We start from the raw sequence: 16595 nt of genomic DNA, 5'->3' as shown, positions 1-16595 counted from the left end.
TTCGATTTGATTTAGTATTGGAACACTTTGCCTCCGGCCATCACTTCCTGCTTTTCTTCATCGAAAGTTACAAATTGACCGGTACGAAGTGCAGCCGTTGTCATAATATTCGCGATCGAATGGTTATAACCTGCCATCACGTCGGCATTAGGCTTTTTACGGGAACGCACGCATTCCATCCAGTTGCGCATGTGAGCTGAAGTCATAGGATCCGCACCGGTATTGGCACCTGTTTCCACTTGTACTGCCTCGCCTAGCGCCATTTCCGGAAGGAGATTTTCCTTCAGCCCCATCGCTCTCGCCTGATTGGCGGAAAGCCCCCCATTGGGAGAGATCTTATTGGTATCCAAGTTTAGCTCGCCAGCATTGGAATAATAAATCTCCTTGGTACCACCGGCAGAGTTGGTAAATCGGGAAGAATAGATCACTTGGAAGCCTTTACTCTTGTCATTCAGCGGTCCGTAGTCAAAGACCGCCGTCATGGTATCAAAGTTTTGGCGGCCGTCTTTCCACAGGTAAATACCTCCGTTGGCAGCCACGCTGCGTGGGTGAGGCAAGTCGGTAAACCAGTGCACCGTATCGATCTGATGCGCCATCCACTGCCCCGGAATCCCGGAAGAGTATGGCCAAAACAACCGGAATTCCAGGTATTTGCGCGGATCCCAGTCTGTCTTGGGACGGTTCATCTGGTAGCGATCCCAGTCGGTATCTTCTTTTCGAATTTGATTGACGAGGTCGGCACGTCTCCAGCGACCGGGTTGATTCACATTCCAAGTCATCTCCACGGCGACGATATCGCCAAATTTGCCGGCTTTGATAAAGTCATGGGCTTGGTGATAATTGAGTCCACTGCGGCGCTGCGAACCCACCTGCACGATTTTTCCGGTACGAAGGACCGCTTCTTTGGCAGCACGGTTGTCAGCCATGGTTTCGGCAAAGGGCTTTTCCACATAGGCATCCCGGCCAGCTTCAACCGCTTCCTTGCAGTGCAGGGCATGCTGAAAGTCCGCCGTGCTGATGATGACGACATCTACATCCTTGCGGTCATAGAGTTCCTCATTGTTGCGGCAGGCAGCGATGTCCACTCCTGCGCGTTCCTTGACAAAAGCCTGTGCTTCGTCCCGTCTGCGGCTCCAGATGTCCGACACGGCGGTAAACTGAAAGTTCATTTCCTTGGCGTGAATCTGCATGGCAGGAACCAGGGCGCCACGGCATCGGTCGGAGAAACCGACAATGCCTACATTCACCCGGTCATTGGCACCGAGGATTCGGCCGTAACTTTTTGGGGAAAAAGCCATCGCACCGAAGCCAATTCCGGCAGTGGTGAGGGCTGATTTTTTCAGAAAATCTCTTCTGGATTGATCGTTGGTCATGGTATGGAGGGTTTATTGATTTCGGATTTTTGATTTCGGAGTTCGGATTTCGGATTTCAATATTCAGTGTTCAGTGTTCAGTATTCAGTGGTCAGTGTTCGGTATTCAGAGTTCAGAGTTCGAAGTTCAATGGTCAAGGTTTAGTGATTGGTGGTCAGTGGTCAGGATTCAGAGTTCAGTATTCAGGGTTCGAAGTTCAATGGTCAAGGTTTAGTGATCGGTGGTCAGTGGTCAGTGGTCAGAGGTCTTAGTAGTCAGTATTCAGATACGGCCCTGAGCTTGTCGAAGGTCCTGCCCTGAGCTTGTCGAAGGTCCTGCCCTGAGCTTGTCGAAGGTCCTGCCCTGAGCTTGTCGAAGGGTACTATCTCACAATACTGACCACTGAGACTGTTTACCGATCACTGATTCTGAAGACTGATCACTGAGACTGCTTACTGATCACTGATCACTATATACTTCCAGCCACCAACCCCTTAAACAACTCCAACTGCTCCTTTAGCGCGGCGACGCGGTCGGCAGGTTGCGTGCGGGCTTCCATCAGGATCCAGCCTTGGTAGTTCATCTTGGCAAAGAGGCGAAACAGCTCGGGGTAGGGATAATCGCCCACGTTGAACTCGCGGACGTGCACCGTATCTCCAAACCATTTTTTCACCAGGTCGAAGTTATGTTCCAAGCCCGGAGGCAGCAGGTCCTCTGCATTGCAGTTCCAGCAGACTTTGACATTGGATTCGGTGACCTGATCAAAGATCTGCTTCATCACGGGAAGCTCCTGAGTCGTCGTGCCGTGCACTTCCACCCGGATCAGTTGTCCGTAGTCTTGGGCAAACTTCCCCACTTTATTGAAAGAGCGGGCGATCTGTGCGATGGTCTTTTCGGGTGCGACTTCCTTGGGCATGGCATTGGGCTTAACCTTGATGCCGGTAGCCCCTATGTCATGGCAGAGCTGGATATAGGCCTTGGTGCCTTCGATATTTTCCTTCAGCTTGGCGGGGTCGGGACTGTGGTATTCGTAATTGCTGCCGTAGCCGAGGCAAGTGACGGGGCTGTCGGCAAAACGCTTCTTGACTTCGAGTCGCTGCGCCTTGCTGAGTCCCACTTCCACGGCATGGGCATGCTGGGTGCGGAGCTCTACACCGAGGACGCCCGTCTTCTCACAGTTGGTGATCAGGGTGGGCAGGTCCCAATCCTTGGCCCACTCGTAGGTAACGAGGCCAAAGCGGAGGTCAGCAGCAGGAGTCGCGCTCCAAGCGAAGTGAGGAAGCAGGGCTGCACCGAGTCCGGCAATAGCGGACTGCTGCAAAAAGCCCCTTCGGGAAAGGTCTTTTGGGTTCATCCTTTAAAGTAAGAAATCTTACCCGCCTGACCTTCCTGAGGGGACTGGAAATTGCGGAAACGATTGAGGAGGGAGGAAAGAAAAAGCCCTTCCAAAAAGGGGCTGGAAGGGCAGGGAAAGTTCTGAATTAGATTGGTTCGGTCTATCCTATCATTTACAAGCTGCTCAAATGCATCAAAGAAGTGGGCTTTAAACCTCAAAATGGAATATAGCCAGATCGCAATGATTATGGACTATTGTAGATTACCAATTAATAAAAATACTTGGGTGAAGTTTCAAACTTCAACCCGGGCACAACTGCACTTCAATATTTGAAAGACAACAAATTAAGTTGAAAGAGATAAAAAAATTAAAATACTGTAAAAAATGGTTATTTGTATTTCAACTTATTGGTATTTAAATTCCGTAATAAGCTGGCTGCTCTTGCATAGGAACTAGGATGAGAACGAGATTGCTTTTCATTTAGAGTATAAAAGGTTGCAATAACAAAGTCAATTATTCTTGTCCCCTCTGGAAAATTTAATATAGTTATTGCTGCTTCCAAATCAGCCTCTAATTCTTGTGAGTGACTATCCTTAAACGAAGAGTCTACACCACAACCTGAATGACCCAACTTAAAATGAGCAAACTCATGTTCTCTGAAAAATACTATTGCCTCGCTACTAATGGAAGGATTCTCTTTAAAAGCAAAAAATATGAATGGAGTACCATTTACGCATTGAGCAAATCCAATAATGTTATTAGCATCTCTAGTTCTTCGTTCTTCTACCAATTTATTTCCAATCATTAATTTTCTTTCAAAATAGGGCCTAGTGTCGGGTCTTTTGTAGTTTTTAAAAATGCTTTCAAACATGCCAGATTTTTTATTCGAGAAAATAACAGTATCCCTATTCACATTTATAAATTTTTTCCAAAATGTATTGTGCTCAATGACACTACTATCTATAGAAATATTTTCTGATATTTCCAGTGCATTTAAAAATATTGAATAATCCTCTGTTTGAGCTAATACAGGTTTTAGACAAATTAAATAAAAAAAAATAATTAACACGATTCTCATAATTAGTTAATAAGCTCAGATGAAAATAATAGGCCAGTTCGAATTACAGAATTGTTGGAAATAACTCCTTCTAATAAAAATCCAACCCCTTTTCCTATTGGCAAGACTGAAGTAATTTCAAGGCTCGTCAGAGACGATCGTTCAGTGCCAAAAATTGCTTTGTAATCCATACTACTAAAAACAGTAGTGACTGGAGCGATGCTAATAGTCCAAGGGTATTTTCCAGTTGTTGGATCTTTTTTTCCGATATAAGCTTCAATGCCTAAGCTAAATCGTCCTTGCTGTAAATATACAGGATTGCTATGTACGTCTGTGAAGGAATTCAATTTGAAGGCAAGAGTACCGTGTGCCAATAATGAAAAATATGCCTTTTCGAATATTAAATAATATGGATATAACCCGACATTTAATCCTTGAGTTGAAGTTAGAATATCCTGGTTTCGAGCAATTTCCTTTTCATCAACTGTCAAATTTTCACTGAGATTGTCTCTTAATTGTGAAAGATTACCCATTACTGGAAGTACAAATTTCTTTGATCCTAAATCAATTTCATACATAAGGCGGGCAGAGGCAATAAGATTATCAGCAAATTCTCCTGAGCCGCCAAACTTATAACCTACCTGTCCTCCTAACCAGGGATTTTTTGCTGAAATTGCTTTGTTTACTGTTCCTTTGTTATTTATCAATGCGTTTGGAGTCTGGGCAAATGACTCGAAAACTATTAAAATCAATAGAATTGCAATTAGTTTTTTCATTTTTAGTAGATTAATATTGATGATATTTGGAGATTATACTATTTTAGGCCATGTTAACGTTTTTGTAATGCTCAAATTTTACTGGTTCTATTTTGGGAAATTATTCTTGATGTACAAAATTTGTTTCATGTCTTATCATTTATTGGGGTAAAATTTTAAATAGCGTTGAAAATACAAAATTAAATTTATCGTTTTTCCGCTTTGCGAAGGCGGGGATTTTCAGCACTAAACTTCATTAGAAGCACAAAGCTTGAATTTAGCACTTCACTGTCATAGAAGCACGAAACCCCCACTTTTGCAAAACGGCTGTTAGCACTTCGCCCTTCTTTTCTGTCGTGTTTGGTCGTTGTCATTTTAGTCTTTCTTCGTGCCTTGGCTTGTTGTCTTACTTGATTAATTTATAACGTTTAGACCTCATTTCAAATGCAATTTCGCCACCTTCCATTACATCACATATTTCCTTTTTAATAGAAGTTTGTTCAACTGTCCCAGTATGCAAAACTTTTAAAGCCTTACTTTCTGTGTCCATCGAAACTATGTATTCAGCGTCACCGTTAACTGGAATATTTGCGTTATGCGTTACTACAATAAGTTGTCTTTTTTCTTTGGCTAGTTTTAATCGGTCAACAATTAACTCATAAACAAGGCGGTTATCTAAATCATCTTCTGGCTGGTCGAGAATTAATGGAAGTTTTCCAAAAGATAAAATGAAAGTTAAAATTGCTGTTGTTTTTTGCCCTGCGGAAGCAGTTGAGAGTGATTTAAAAGCTGATGCAGGTGTTGGTTTGTATTGAACCTCAATTTCATCTTCTGGCAACAATAATTCAATTTCATCTATTTGTGCATCATTTAGGTTCTTGACTAAATTGACGAAATGACCTGATACAGTTGAGCTTACACCCTCATTCGCTCTGATTTTCGTGAATACACTCCTAACATCTTTTATTTTCTGCTCTACATTTCCACTAAAGCAAATCTCAGTAAGTGCATCTATGTCAGTTTGAAACGATGTGTTTTCCCTTTGAAGTAATTTTCTCAATCGTGTTTCAAAGTCTGATTGATTTCTAAATGGCTTAATATTAACCTTGACTTTGTCGCCTGTAACAATTCCCTGAACAAATTCACGTCTTTTGGTAGTTATTTCTTTGCAGAGTCGTAGGTATTCAAGTTGAAGCCTATCTCGCTCGATTTTATCCGCTGACCTAATTATAGCTTTATCGTTTATTTCAGCCAATTCTAATTCTAAAGCAGATTTCTCTCTTGTAAATCTTTCGTAACTTGAAATAGCGTCAATTCCCTCTTTTTCAAGTTCTTCTTTTTTAAGATTGAATTCTTCAGTGTTTTTATTTAGCGCTTCTTTCCACAAGGAGCCATTTACAGATTGTTCAAATGCTGTCTTTAGAAGTGCAGACTGCGATTTGAGATTCAATAATTCAGATTTAATTTTTGTAAATCCATCTATTACACTTTGAGTATATTGTTTTAAAGCCTCAGAATGGTATTCATCGAAATTTGAAAAATCTATATCCGAAACTTCAATATTCTGAGCTAATTCATCTAATTGATTTTCTCTCGTTTCAATTTCAGATTGGAATGAGTTGATTAATTCAGTTTCTTTAGAAAACTTTTCCTTAGCAGCAATCAAATCAGAAATGCCACTTTGCTGCAATTTTTTGATATTCGAATCAAGGTCTCTAATTCTTGTTTCGATTTTACCTTTTCCAGCCAACAATATGTCTATTGTTCTTATAGCTGCTGATTTCTCCAAAAAAAGGCTTCTAATATGTTCTCGGTCTGATTTAATTCTTTCTAGTCCAGAAATAGCACTATCAATTCTTTCCCTCAAAGCATTAGGTTCTTGAGCAATTTCATAAATCTGTTTCTGCGAGTAATGTTCAAACTCGAAAAAATCAATGTAACTATCATCAGTTACAACTTCCCAATTGCCTGAGTCATCAAGTCTTTCTATTTGTATAGATTGAGTGCCTGAGTTAGAAATGTTCGATGCAATAATTTTATGCAATACTTCATTTCTAACAAATTCTATTTCAATTAATGATGTTTCTGTTAGGACACCTTTCTTTGGTCGACCCGCTTCTCTTTTATAGAATTCATTGTGGTCATTAAGTATTTCAGGTAAATCAGTTATATCAACCGTGCGGTTAAATACACCTCTTATAAATCTTAAAACGCTTGATTTTCCGCTACCTCTTCCACCTATTAATGTATTCAACTGTGGACTGAATTCTATTTTTAATGGAGTTGCAGTATCTGTAATTGTTGTGTTGGATATAGAAATTGATTTTATCCAAAGTTCAGGTTTGGTATAAGGAGAAGTCGGGCTATCAAATTCATTTCTAATACGATAATCTGGCAATAGAAACGCTTGTCTTAGCCCTTCTAAGGATGGCTTTTCATCCATTTTAATCCAAGTGAAATGACTTCCAATTCCCCAAAGACCGTGTTTCGAGTTCTTGGGTTCGTGAGGGTTGTCTGAAAATGTAAGAATCGCTAAATTATGTTCTAGTGCATACTTTACAGGGGTATACCAGTCTTTAACTGTGGCATCATCAATCGCAGGTGTTGGATTGTTATAATACTCATTTAATGTGTTTTTTAATTCTGTATTACCGGTAGTTTGAAGTGTAGGATTAAGAAATTCCTTGTGAACTACTTGAACAGCATTTATGTCATAATCTGAATAGAACTTTTTTAAATTTCCTACACTAATTGAACCAAGTCCATTGTATTCGTCAATATGTGCTGGGATTACAATTACACTATCTATTTTCGCTAATTCAGCTATCTCAAAAATACTCTGGGTTGTTGCAGCTTCTTGTTTCCCAAAATCATCTGCCCGAATATCAGCTCTAACTAAAAAATCTCTAATGTCAGCTGAGGTCTTACTTACATCAAAAATAATTAATAGATGAACTTTTGAAGGGTCACAAGTAATTTCAACTCCAGGAAAAACAGTTAATCCTGTTCCTTCTGCTGCTTGTTTGATGGCATCAATAGAAATGCCTGTATTGTGGTCAGTTACAGCAACGCAGTCTAAGCCTTGTTCAATAGCTCGTTTGACCCATTGGTCTGCTGTTACCTGCCTGTCTTGAAAACACTGACTTGCAATGGTGTGTAAATGCAAGTCACATTTATACCATCTTGTCCCTTTATATGTAATTGTTTTGTCCATCAGTCTAGATATGTTTTCGGTAATGCAGTCTTTTAGCCTGACCTCTAAAGTTTGTTTTTCCGCAGCTTACTGCGTTAAGCATCCCTATTTGGATACATTGCGAAGTTCATTGCGGGTATTTCCGCCTTACTTCCCCCCTCCAAAAAATCCCGGCATTCCTGTCTTTTTGCGCGTTGTGCGCCTATTTGATTGATGTGTTTCATCGCTGTGAAAAGTAAGTTTTAAAAACCTTAAACTATTCAGTTAAAAACAAGAAAACAACACTTTATTTCAATTTTTTACATTTTATTTTGGTTTTGGTGATTTTGGGAGTTGGAGATTGGGAGATCGGGCTGGAATGCTTGCTTTTTCTTCTAAAAAAAGCCCTTCCGAGCGATGAATCGGAAGGGCTTGGGAATTCAAGGTGTTAAGCTTTGTTTAAGCAGTTGTTTGCTTTTTGCGCAGCGAAGCCAAAAATCGGATGCTGCTTGCCCTAAGTGAAAAGATTTCCATCAGGCTTTTTTGACTAGTCTAGGTATTTCGGCAGGTCATTCCTCTTGGATTGAATTTCATCCATGTTTAATCTTCTCCCCCAAGTACCGCATCGCCAGGGCATAGGTCTCGATGCCATGGCCTACGTGGGAATACACTTGGATATCGCGTAGGGACTTGATCTGCCTTTTGGCATTGTTCCTAGAGGTTTGGTAGGGAAACAGCAGGTCTTGGTCCCCAAGCAGCACATAGGTAGGGACAGTCACAGCTTCAAGCTGCTTGTTCATGTAGTAGGGCTTCTGCGTACGGTCGTGATAGCGCGTGATCGCAAAGACCTCGTAGTCGATCAGGAGTTGCTCCGCGACTTCGGAAAGCTGATGGTTGGGTTTGGAAAAAATGGCCTGGTTTAGAAATTTTGCGACGTTTTTTGCCGAGGGTCTCAGGATGGGCAGCAGGTTGTAGTAGAGATTTTTGAAAGTCAGGGAAAAGGATTGCAGGCAACCGGGGTTGAGCAGGAATGCCGCCTGAACCTTCTCCGGATGGACAAGCGCCAGCTTCATGCAGATCAGTCCGCCGAAAGAAGCTCCGGCTACATAGGCCTTTTCCAGTTGTAGCTGTTCGAGCACTTCGGTCGCCCATACCCCATAATCCAGCGAGTGGATGTCAGGTGTCGCCCCATCACTCAGGTTGGGAAGCCCGTTGGTCTCCACCATAAAAATCCTCAGCGGATGCCCAATCTGATCAAGTCCCCGATCAAAGTCCCAAATCAAGGCGGTAGTCCGGGCCCCTGGAAAAATCACTAACGCATCACGATGGGTTTCTTGGGTATTCAGACCCCAGATGTGGGTCATGCCAAGGGAGGTTTGGACTTGGATGCGCTCGTAGGTTCTGCCGTTGTGGCGCTCCAGTTTACCGACCCACTCTTCAAAATAGCAATGGTCATTGACCGGATCTTTAAACTGGGAGGTGCTGTAGATTTTCATTGAGTCGGATTTTTGTGTGAATCATCTTTGGTGTAAGCCAGCACCTTCCTCCCGCCGCACCACAAACCTAGCGCTTCCAATAGGATTATAAAACCAAGCAGGTATTCTTTAGGTGCACTTCCCCTGTTCCAAGTGGAGATAAAGAGCCCATTTTTTTATGAATATCAGCAATCTTACCAGTAGGCAGTATCTCTCTAAGGATCGTGGATACTCCTTGACGGACCACAGACGAGAGTCTTTGGCACCTCTAATCGGACTTGAAATCTTATCTTATTTGGTTCTGGTTGAAAAGTAGGTAATCCTCCTATTTTTCAAGGAGTTCATAGCGCGATAAGTTTGAACTATTTCCCTGATCGGATTTTACTTTGGAAAATTCATTCACACAAAACTCTTCAAATCTCTTCAAAAAGAGCCTTTTCCCAAGCACAACCGATTACAATCGGATACAAGCACTTCATTACCGAGTCTTTTTTTACCCTCCCCCCAACTTTGGACCATCAGTTCTCCTCTAGCGGAAATTGTTAAATCAAATCTTTCACAATCAAACTTTTAAACACATGAACGCGCTAAGAAACAAAGTTCAGCTCATCGGTCGCCTAGGTGACAAAATCGAAGTCAAAACCACTGAATCCGGCAAAGTAGTCGGTCGGGTCAACATCGCCACCAACGAGGTGTATCGCAATGCGAAAGGCGAAAAGATCACGGAGACCACCTGGACCAACCTGGTTATTTGGGGTAAAAATGCCGAGATCCTCGAAAAATACACCGACAAGGGTTCGGAGATCGCGGTGGAGGGCAAGCTGTCCAACCGCTCCTACACCGACAAAAGCGGGGAAAAGAAATACATCACCGAGGTAGTGGTCAATGAAGTATTGCTCCTCGGCGGAGGCTCAAAAGCGGAAAAAGCCCATTCCGAAGCAGCCGAAGCAAATTATCCTTTTTAAAAAGAGTATTCGATTTCAGGAGGGTGTGCCCGGGATTTTTGGCCTTGGCAAAAGTACTAGACACGGGATTGAAACACAAGTGGGGAATGTCTCAGCGTAATCTGAGGACAACCCTGCCTGCCCCTTAAACACCATATAGATGTTGTTTTTTACCCTCAGTTCAGGCCTTGAAAATGATCTTCACCTTGAAACCGAAGTAGTGTCCCAGAAAGGGTAAGATGACTTTTATACCATCCTGAATCCTGTGTGCTAACTAGGTGTCTATTGTGGTTTTAAAAACTATTCAATGATCAGTCTGAAGCCCGCCTGCCGGTGGGTAGGACTGTAAACAAGGAAGCAAAAGCCTGAATACTTACCCTATTGGAGGCATCTTGTGTAATCCTATTTTTTCTCGCAAAGCCGAAAAGACGCAAAGAGCTATATTCCTTAGCGACTTGGTGTCTTAGCTAGTTAGAAAAATTTGAATTTATAAATGAGCTTTAAATTCGGTAGATTCTAATCCATAATTGGCCATTTCTAATTTTAAATCCTTTTTTGACCACAAAACTCAAATCGGATAGGCGCGTGGGCCGACACAGCAGCGGGCCAGTGTCCGGCACTGTGCGGTGGGAGCTTTGCTGTGTCTTGACCTTTTGGTTCTTTTGGGTCAAGCCAAAAGAACGAACAGAAAAATGCTTACAAAGGAGATTTAACTAAATCATATTATGTAAACAAGTATCTAATCTAGACCAAAAATTAATCTTTCATTGGTAGAGACTAGTTTTTACACAACGCAGTCCAAAGACTTCATAGAAGTAAGCACAAGCCTGCCTACCGAAAGGCAGGTCGAAAGATTTGCGTTAAAAAAGGGATAAAAACCACATAGCGACATAGAATACATAGAAAGGAGGGTACTAGTTCTTCCCTCCTATGTGGCTTCTATGTGTCTACTGTGGTTTAAAATTCTTTCTTGATCTCAGGGAAAAAAGTCTGAATCCCACCTTCCGGTGGGCAGGACTGCATACAAAAGAACTTAAGAATACCTATTGAAAGGCAGGTCGAAAGACTTTCGTTAATAAAGGGATAAAACCACATAGCGACATAGAATACATAGAAAAAAGGGTACTAGTTCTTCCCTCCTATGTGGCTTCTATGTGTCTATTGTGGTTTAAAATTCTTTCTTGAACTTAGGGAAAGGAGTCTGGATCCCGTCTGCCGGTGGGCAGGACTGCATACAAAAGAGCACAAGTCTAATGACTTGCGCTAATAGTCGTTAGAAGTTGTTTTGAACCTTAAGAAAATATTCCTTAAACCGACTCCCCGTGTTGAGACAAATCCAAGCCGATTTCCTCATATTCCTCCCGCACCCGTAGGGTCACAAACTTATTCAGAATGAACAAGATCGCGTAGGACATCACAAAGGAGAACACCGCCACCCCTACCAAGACCAACATGTGGGAAGCAAACACTCCCCAACCCCCATAAAGCAGACTTGAACCGGGCTTATTTGCAAAGATGGCTGTCAAAATCATCCCCATAATTCCCCCGATTCCATGACAGGCAAACACATCCAAAGTGTCGTCAATCTTGCGGAGAAACTTGGCATTCATCATCACATTGGAGACAATGGCTCCGAAAAATCCAAAGATGAAACTCTGAGGAATGGTGATAAATCCTGCAGCAGGCGTAATCACGACCAACCCCACCACTGCCCCGATACAAGCTTGCATCGCGGAAATCTTCCTTCCTTGTATTCGATCAAACAATACCCAAGTCATCATCGCCGTGGCCGAACTGATGGTCGTGGTGGCAAATGCCATGGCGGCAGTGCCGTTGGCAGCAAAGGAAGAACCGGCATTGAATCCAAACCACCCAAACCAAAGCATGCCTGTTCCCAACAGTACATAGGTGATATTGGAAGGGTCATGATGTGGATTTTTACGCTTTCCGATAAATAAAGCACCGGCAAGAGAAGCTAAGCCTGCGCTGATGTGAACCACTGTACCACCTGCAAAATCAACCACCCCAAAATACGCTCCTATCAAACCCTGAGGATGCCAAACCATGTGGCAAAGCGGCGCATACACAAACACGGTAAATATGCCAATGAAGAATAAATACCCAATAAATCGAACTCGCTCGGCAAAGGAACCGGTAATAATCGCCGGAGTAATGACCGCAAACTTCATCTGGAACAAAGCGAACAACACAAAGGGAATCGTAGCTCCTAACACCTTGTTGGGAAGTGGGCCTACCTGATCAAAAAACATGAACTGAAGTGGATTCCCGATCAGTCCGTAGTGCGTACCGTTGATCGTAATCCCAATCGGATCTCCAAAAGCCAAGCTGAATCCGACGACCACCCAAAGCATGGTCACCACACCCAATGAAATAAAACTCTGAAGCATGGTGGAAATGAGGTTTTTCTTTCCAACCATCCCCCCATAAAACAAGGAAAGGCCCGGGGTCATAAGCAACACCAAACAGGATGCAGTAAGTAACCAAGCGATGTCGGCAAAATTCAAATCTGCCTCTGTTCCAAAATTTTCTACAAGTGGTTGGCCAACTGGCCAAAACAAACTAACAACCGGCGCTGCAATGGTGATCAAAAACGCCAATTTCCATTTTACTTTCATGAAATTTTATTTTGGCAACAAGTATACAGCGTTTTAATGCAAATTCTTCAGATTTTGGATTAATAAATTTAGAATTGGGTAATAAATGAGGGTTATTTTTAAAGATTCAATTAAAAAATCACCATTTAAGCCTAAAAATAAACCAGACACTACCTCCAGATTACAATTGTCAATTTCAGGAATCAGAATTTCCATTTCCTATAAAGACAAAATCCCCACTCATAAAGCGGGGATTTTGTCTTTTATTAAACCAAAATTTAACCAAGAATCCGAAAATTCCTGACTGGTTTAAAAACGGTAATTAAGCTATCTTGGATACATAGATACACTAAAATATATTTATTTAAATCATAAAGCCCTGTAAAGCAAACTCTTATTTTCCAGATTCCCCTTTTCCAGGCTTATACAATTTCTTAGCCCTTTTCTCTACCTCATCACGATAGAAAGCCACTTCCTTGAAATTCACCTCTGCATACCGCTGAGCCTGATCAAAAAAATGGGGAGAATTCGAATCAGCACTTTGCCCCCCAGCAAGGATGGTTTTGGCTTTTACCTTGTCACCAAATTCTACCACGGCTACAAAACTATTGCCTCGATAACCATAAAGTCGCTTAGTGCCATCCGTCGCTCTGGCTCCATAAGCCGCCAAAGCGCCCCAATTACCTGAAGCTAATCCTACCGGGATGTAAGGCTTACTGTCATCAAAGCCTGCATCTATGTCACCACTCAAACGCTGGAATCGGTTGATCTCTCCCCAAGGTGTGTTCCAAGTGCCAAAGTCAGCCTTCATTTGCTCCAAGGTCTGAGAAAAGACCTCTTTAATCTCATTGGTAGTCGGAATCTTTGCATCCGGATTAGGCTGTGCAAATCGATTCAAGCTTCGGAATGCACGTTGGTAATTTTCTCCATAAAAATGAGCTACTGCCATCGCCACAGACTCTTTAGAGGTACGGAAATCCCAAGCCTTCAGCAGATCAAGCGCTTGCTTTTGCTCTTCAGTAGCACCACTCCCTATGGCTTTCAGCAACTCGGGAATCAGAAATTCAAAGGCTGGAAGGTAAGGATCATAGGCCAAGCTCAGAAAGCTGTCCAAATTGAGCTTACCCTGAAGTCCCTGCAAGACTTTGACTGCGTGAAGGCCACGGAAGTTTTCCGAATCAGGAGCCATGTAGGCAGGATAATTCGCTCGCTTTGGACTAAACTCAGCCGCAGCAGTGAATGGGGTGGAGTTACAGTTTTGAATCCAGCCTGTGCCGGGATTGAGGATCACGATACTTTCATCCACCGTATGCAGCCCCTGCCAATCGGTGGCGGGATTGGTTCCATCTACAGGTTTGGAAAAGTCAAATTCGGGATTTCTTTTCGGAATGAAATTCCCATGGAAGTACCCGATATTTCCTTCAGCGTCCGCAAAAACGGTATTGTTGGAGCTGTTGGTTCGGATATTCATCATCTCCTTAAACTCTGACAAGTTACTGAGCTTGGTGCGCGTATAGCTTTGCACCAAGGCATTGACCGGGTCCCAATTGATTTTGGTGGTCACCCATTTGTCATTTTCCTGATGCGTCACGGGACCATGATGGGTACGGTAAATGGTAAAGGATTTCTCTTTGAGTTGGTCGCCCTCCTTGTATTTCAGTGTTACTTCTTGGGCTTCGACGGGACGTTTTTCCTCTCCATAGCGATAGACCAGGCCTCCATTTTCTTCCGTCACCTCTTCCACAAACTCATCGATAAAGTCCACAAAGGTGGAAGTATGGATCCAGCCGGTTTTTTCATTGAAACCCTGGTAGACAAAAAACTGCCCCCAAGTCACAGCCCCATAGGCATTGAGTCCTTCCTCACTGACCACGTGCACTTCTGGTCTGAAATAGAAAGAAGTATGTGGATTGATCAGCAGCATCGCATTGCCTGACTCAGAGAGGCTTGGGGCGATGGCGATTCCGTTGGAACCTTGAGGTTCTTCCAACAGCTGCTGCTCGATGACTTTGGAATCAACTACCGCTAAGGTTGAATCCTGCTCATAGAATGCCTGAAGTGCCGAAGTAGAAATCCGCTCGATGTCTCCACCGATCGAACCCTCAAAAAAGAACATGGGCATCCAAGGCTCGTATCGGGTGATCACCTGAGGGGTGACTTCGGGATGAGTATGCAGGTAGTAATTGATCCCATCGGCAAAAGCCACACACAATTCCTTTAGCCACTCGGGTGCTTTTTCATAAGCGGCCTTGGCCTCTGCCTCGGTCATGTAAAGCTGGGCGCGCAGGTCAGAATAAAGCTCCTTCTCCCCTTCCAACTCTGCCAACCGTCCGATTGCCCAAATGTAATTGCGCTCGACACGGCGAAAATCGTCCTCACACTGAGCGTAAAGCAAGCCAAACACCGCATCGGCATCACTTTTTCCATAAATATGAGGCACACCAAAATCATCGCGAATAATCTCTACCCGATCCGCTTGCGCTTCCCAACGGCTGAGTTCATCTTGAGGATTTGAGTTTTGACAGGCGAAAGCCAGAGAAAGTGCTAAAATGAATAGAAATCTCTTAAGCATACGTTTTGGGCTAGGGAGTGAAGTTCGAAAGTACCATTTTTTTGAAAGAGCGGTCAAGAATAAAAGTGTGAACGGAAAGGTTATGATATGCAAGTCAACTTCGACTTTTCTTCTTTTAGGTGCTTTTAAAAACAGGAAGGCATTAAAGGCATATAGAGCTCCTCGAATTTGGAACCAACTTCAGAATAAGATTTAATTCTATGAACCCTTTATGATCTGAATGTCCTAAATGGTGAAAAAGAAAAATCTCCTCTCAGAAATTGGCCTGGACCCTACATTTCAGATTTACTTGAGTTTTAACGATGATCTGTATACCGATTAGCGGGAAAATTGACTTGCAATCGGCGTATAATTTCATCCGGAACCATTTGGCTCTCCTCATATCCCTTGACCAGCTGACGAACTTGGGTCGCGGAACTCGCCCCAACAATCAGACTGCCAACCGCTCCCTGCGACAGACCATATCGGATCAAAACTGCTTCAGGCATCCATCCTGATTCAGCAATGGCGCTTCGGATTTGGGAAACTTGCGCTTGAGAGAAGTCCAAAAAGGCCGCTTCAGGCTTATCTATCAGTAAGCCTTTGGCAAAAGCTCCACGGACCAGCACCCGAGTATCCGCTTTTTCCAGAAGTGGAAATACCTCCTCTTCAGGCCTGCGGTCCAGGGGACTGTACTGCATCATGATGGATTTGGGCGGAGTCATGGCCATCACCTTCCGGATGACATTGGGTCGGATGGAGGAAATCCCAAACGCCAGGATTTTCCCTTGCTCCTTGAGTAGCTGAAAAGCTTCCAAGGTCTCATCCCATGGGTCTTCCAAAGTGCCCCCATGAAGTTGATAAAGGTCGATGTAGTCCGTTTTGAGTCGTTTTAGACTTTCTTCCACAGCCTGGAGAATGTAGGATTTGGTGGGATTCCAGGACCACGAAGATCCGGAGGAATTCCATTGATTGCCCACTTTGGTAGCCAAAATAACCTGAGCTCTTCTTCCAGAGAATCCTTTACCAAGATGTTGCTCATTGAGCCCTCGCTGATAAAGGTCTGCCGTGTCAAAAAACGTAATTCCCAAGTCAAAAGCTTGGTCTAAAACGGCTTTAGCTGCCGTGTAATCGATCGGTAAGGACATACAACCCAACCCGATAGTAGGAAGATCAAAAGAAGATTTGGAAGAAATTGGTTGCATTTTAATTAGGTGACGAATACCTGAAAATAGGTAATAGTTATTGGAAAGATGTCCGAAAAATACAAGATCTATTTTCGAAAGAAACACCGTATTTCCTCCTTTAATCTCTATTTTTGCGGCGCTTAACATCAAG

Annotated in this window: 10 protein-coding genes; 1 reads left to right on the top strand and 9 read right to left on the bottom strand. The window is 43.1% G+C overall.

The window, feature by feature from the left end; all coding sequences use genetic code 11:
- Window positions 1–11: 11 nt before the first annotated feature.
- The 6 genes from ACFPIK_RS01585 to ACFPIK_RS01560 all read right to left on the bottom strand — a co-directional run bounded on the left by ACFPIK_RS01585 (window position 12) and on the right by ACFPIK_RS01560 (window position 9168).
- A complete protein-coding gene (locus ACFPIK_RS01585; protein ID WP_377911518.1) occupies window positions 12–1373 on the bottom strand; it encodes a Gfo/Idh/MocA family oxidoreductase in 1362 nt (453 codons plus the stop codon).
- Window positions 1374–1821: 448 nt separating this feature from the next.
- The gene (locus ACFPIK_RS01580; RefSeq protein WP_377911516.1) at window positions 1822–2706 is read right to left on the bottom strand and encodes a sugar phosphate isomerase/epimerase family protein; all 885 of its coding nucleotides are present in this window, start codon (window positions 2704–2706) and stop codon (window positions 1822–1824) included.
- A 370-nt stretch (window positions 2707–3076) separates the two neighbouring features.
- Window positions 3077–3766 (bottom strand): hypothetical protein, encoded by a 690-nt coding sequence (locus tag ACFPIK_RS01575; RefSeq protein WP_377911514.1) that lies wholly within the window; start codon window positions 3764–3766, stop codon window positions 3077–3079.
- A 2-nt stretch (window positions 3767–3768) separates the two neighbouring features.
- Window positions 3769–4521: a hypothetical protein gene (locus ACFPIK_RS01570; RefSeq protein WP_377911512.1), complete on the bottom strand. Its 753-nt coding sequence runs from the start codon at window positions 4519–4521 to the stop codon at window positions 3769–3771.
- A gap of 385 nt (window positions 4522–4906) precedes the next feature.
- Window positions 4907–7714 carry a TrlF family AAA-like ATPase gene (locus ACFPIK_RS01565; protein ID WP_377911510.1) on the bottom strand — a complete coding sequence of 936 codons (2808 nt, stop codon included), beginning with the start codon at window positions 7712–7714 and terminating at the stop codon, window positions 4907–4909.
- A 548-nt stretch (window positions 7715–8262) separates the two neighbouring features.
- Entirely contained in the window at window positions 8263–9168 is a 906-nt protein-coding gene (locus ACFPIK_RS01560) for an alpha/beta fold hydrolase (protein WP_377911508.1), read from the bottom strand.
- A 557-nt stretch (window positions 9169–9725) separates the two neighbouring features.
- Here ACFPIK_RS01560 and ACFPIK_RS01555 point away from each other — a divergent pair.
- The gene (locus ACFPIK_RS01555) at window positions 9726–10112 is read left to right on the top strand and encodes a single-stranded DNA-binding protein (RefSeq protein WP_377911506.1); all 387 of its coding nucleotides are present in this window, start codon (window positions 9726–9728) and stop codon (window positions 10110–10112) included.
- 1286 nt (window positions 10113–11398) lie between these two features.
- Here the strand turns inward: ACFPIK_RS01555 and ACFPIK_RS01550 are convergent.
- From ACFPIK_RS01550 to ACFPIK_RS01540, 3 genes are all read right to left on the bottom strand, one after another.
- Window positions 11399–12727, bottom strand: coding sequence for an ammonium transporter (locus ACFPIK_RS01550; RefSeq protein ID WP_377911504.1), 1329 nt, complete (start codon window positions 12725–12727; stop codon window positions 11399–11401).
- A gap of 373 nt (window positions 12728–13100) precedes the next feature.
- Entirely contained in the window at window positions 13101–15278 is a 2178-nt protein-coding gene (locus tag ACFPIK_RS01545) for an acylase (protein ID WP_377911502.1), read from the bottom strand.
- Window positions 15279–15574: 296 nt separating this feature from the next.
- Window positions 15575–16462, bottom strand: a complete 888-nt coding sequence (locus ACFPIK_RS01540; protein ID WP_377911500.1) for an aldo/keto reductase — start codon at window positions 16460–16462, stop codon at window positions 15575–15577.
- Window positions 16463–16595: the final 133 nt, after the last annotated feature.

Source organism: Algoriphagus aquatilis (assembly GCF_042657405.1).
Taxonomy (GTDB): Bacteria; Bacteroidota; Bacteroidia; order Cytophagales; family Cyclobacteriaceae; genus Algoriphagus; species Algoriphagus aquatilis.
Note: the sequence above shows the minus strand (reverse complement) of the source record. Positions and strands in the feature narration are given on the sequence as shown.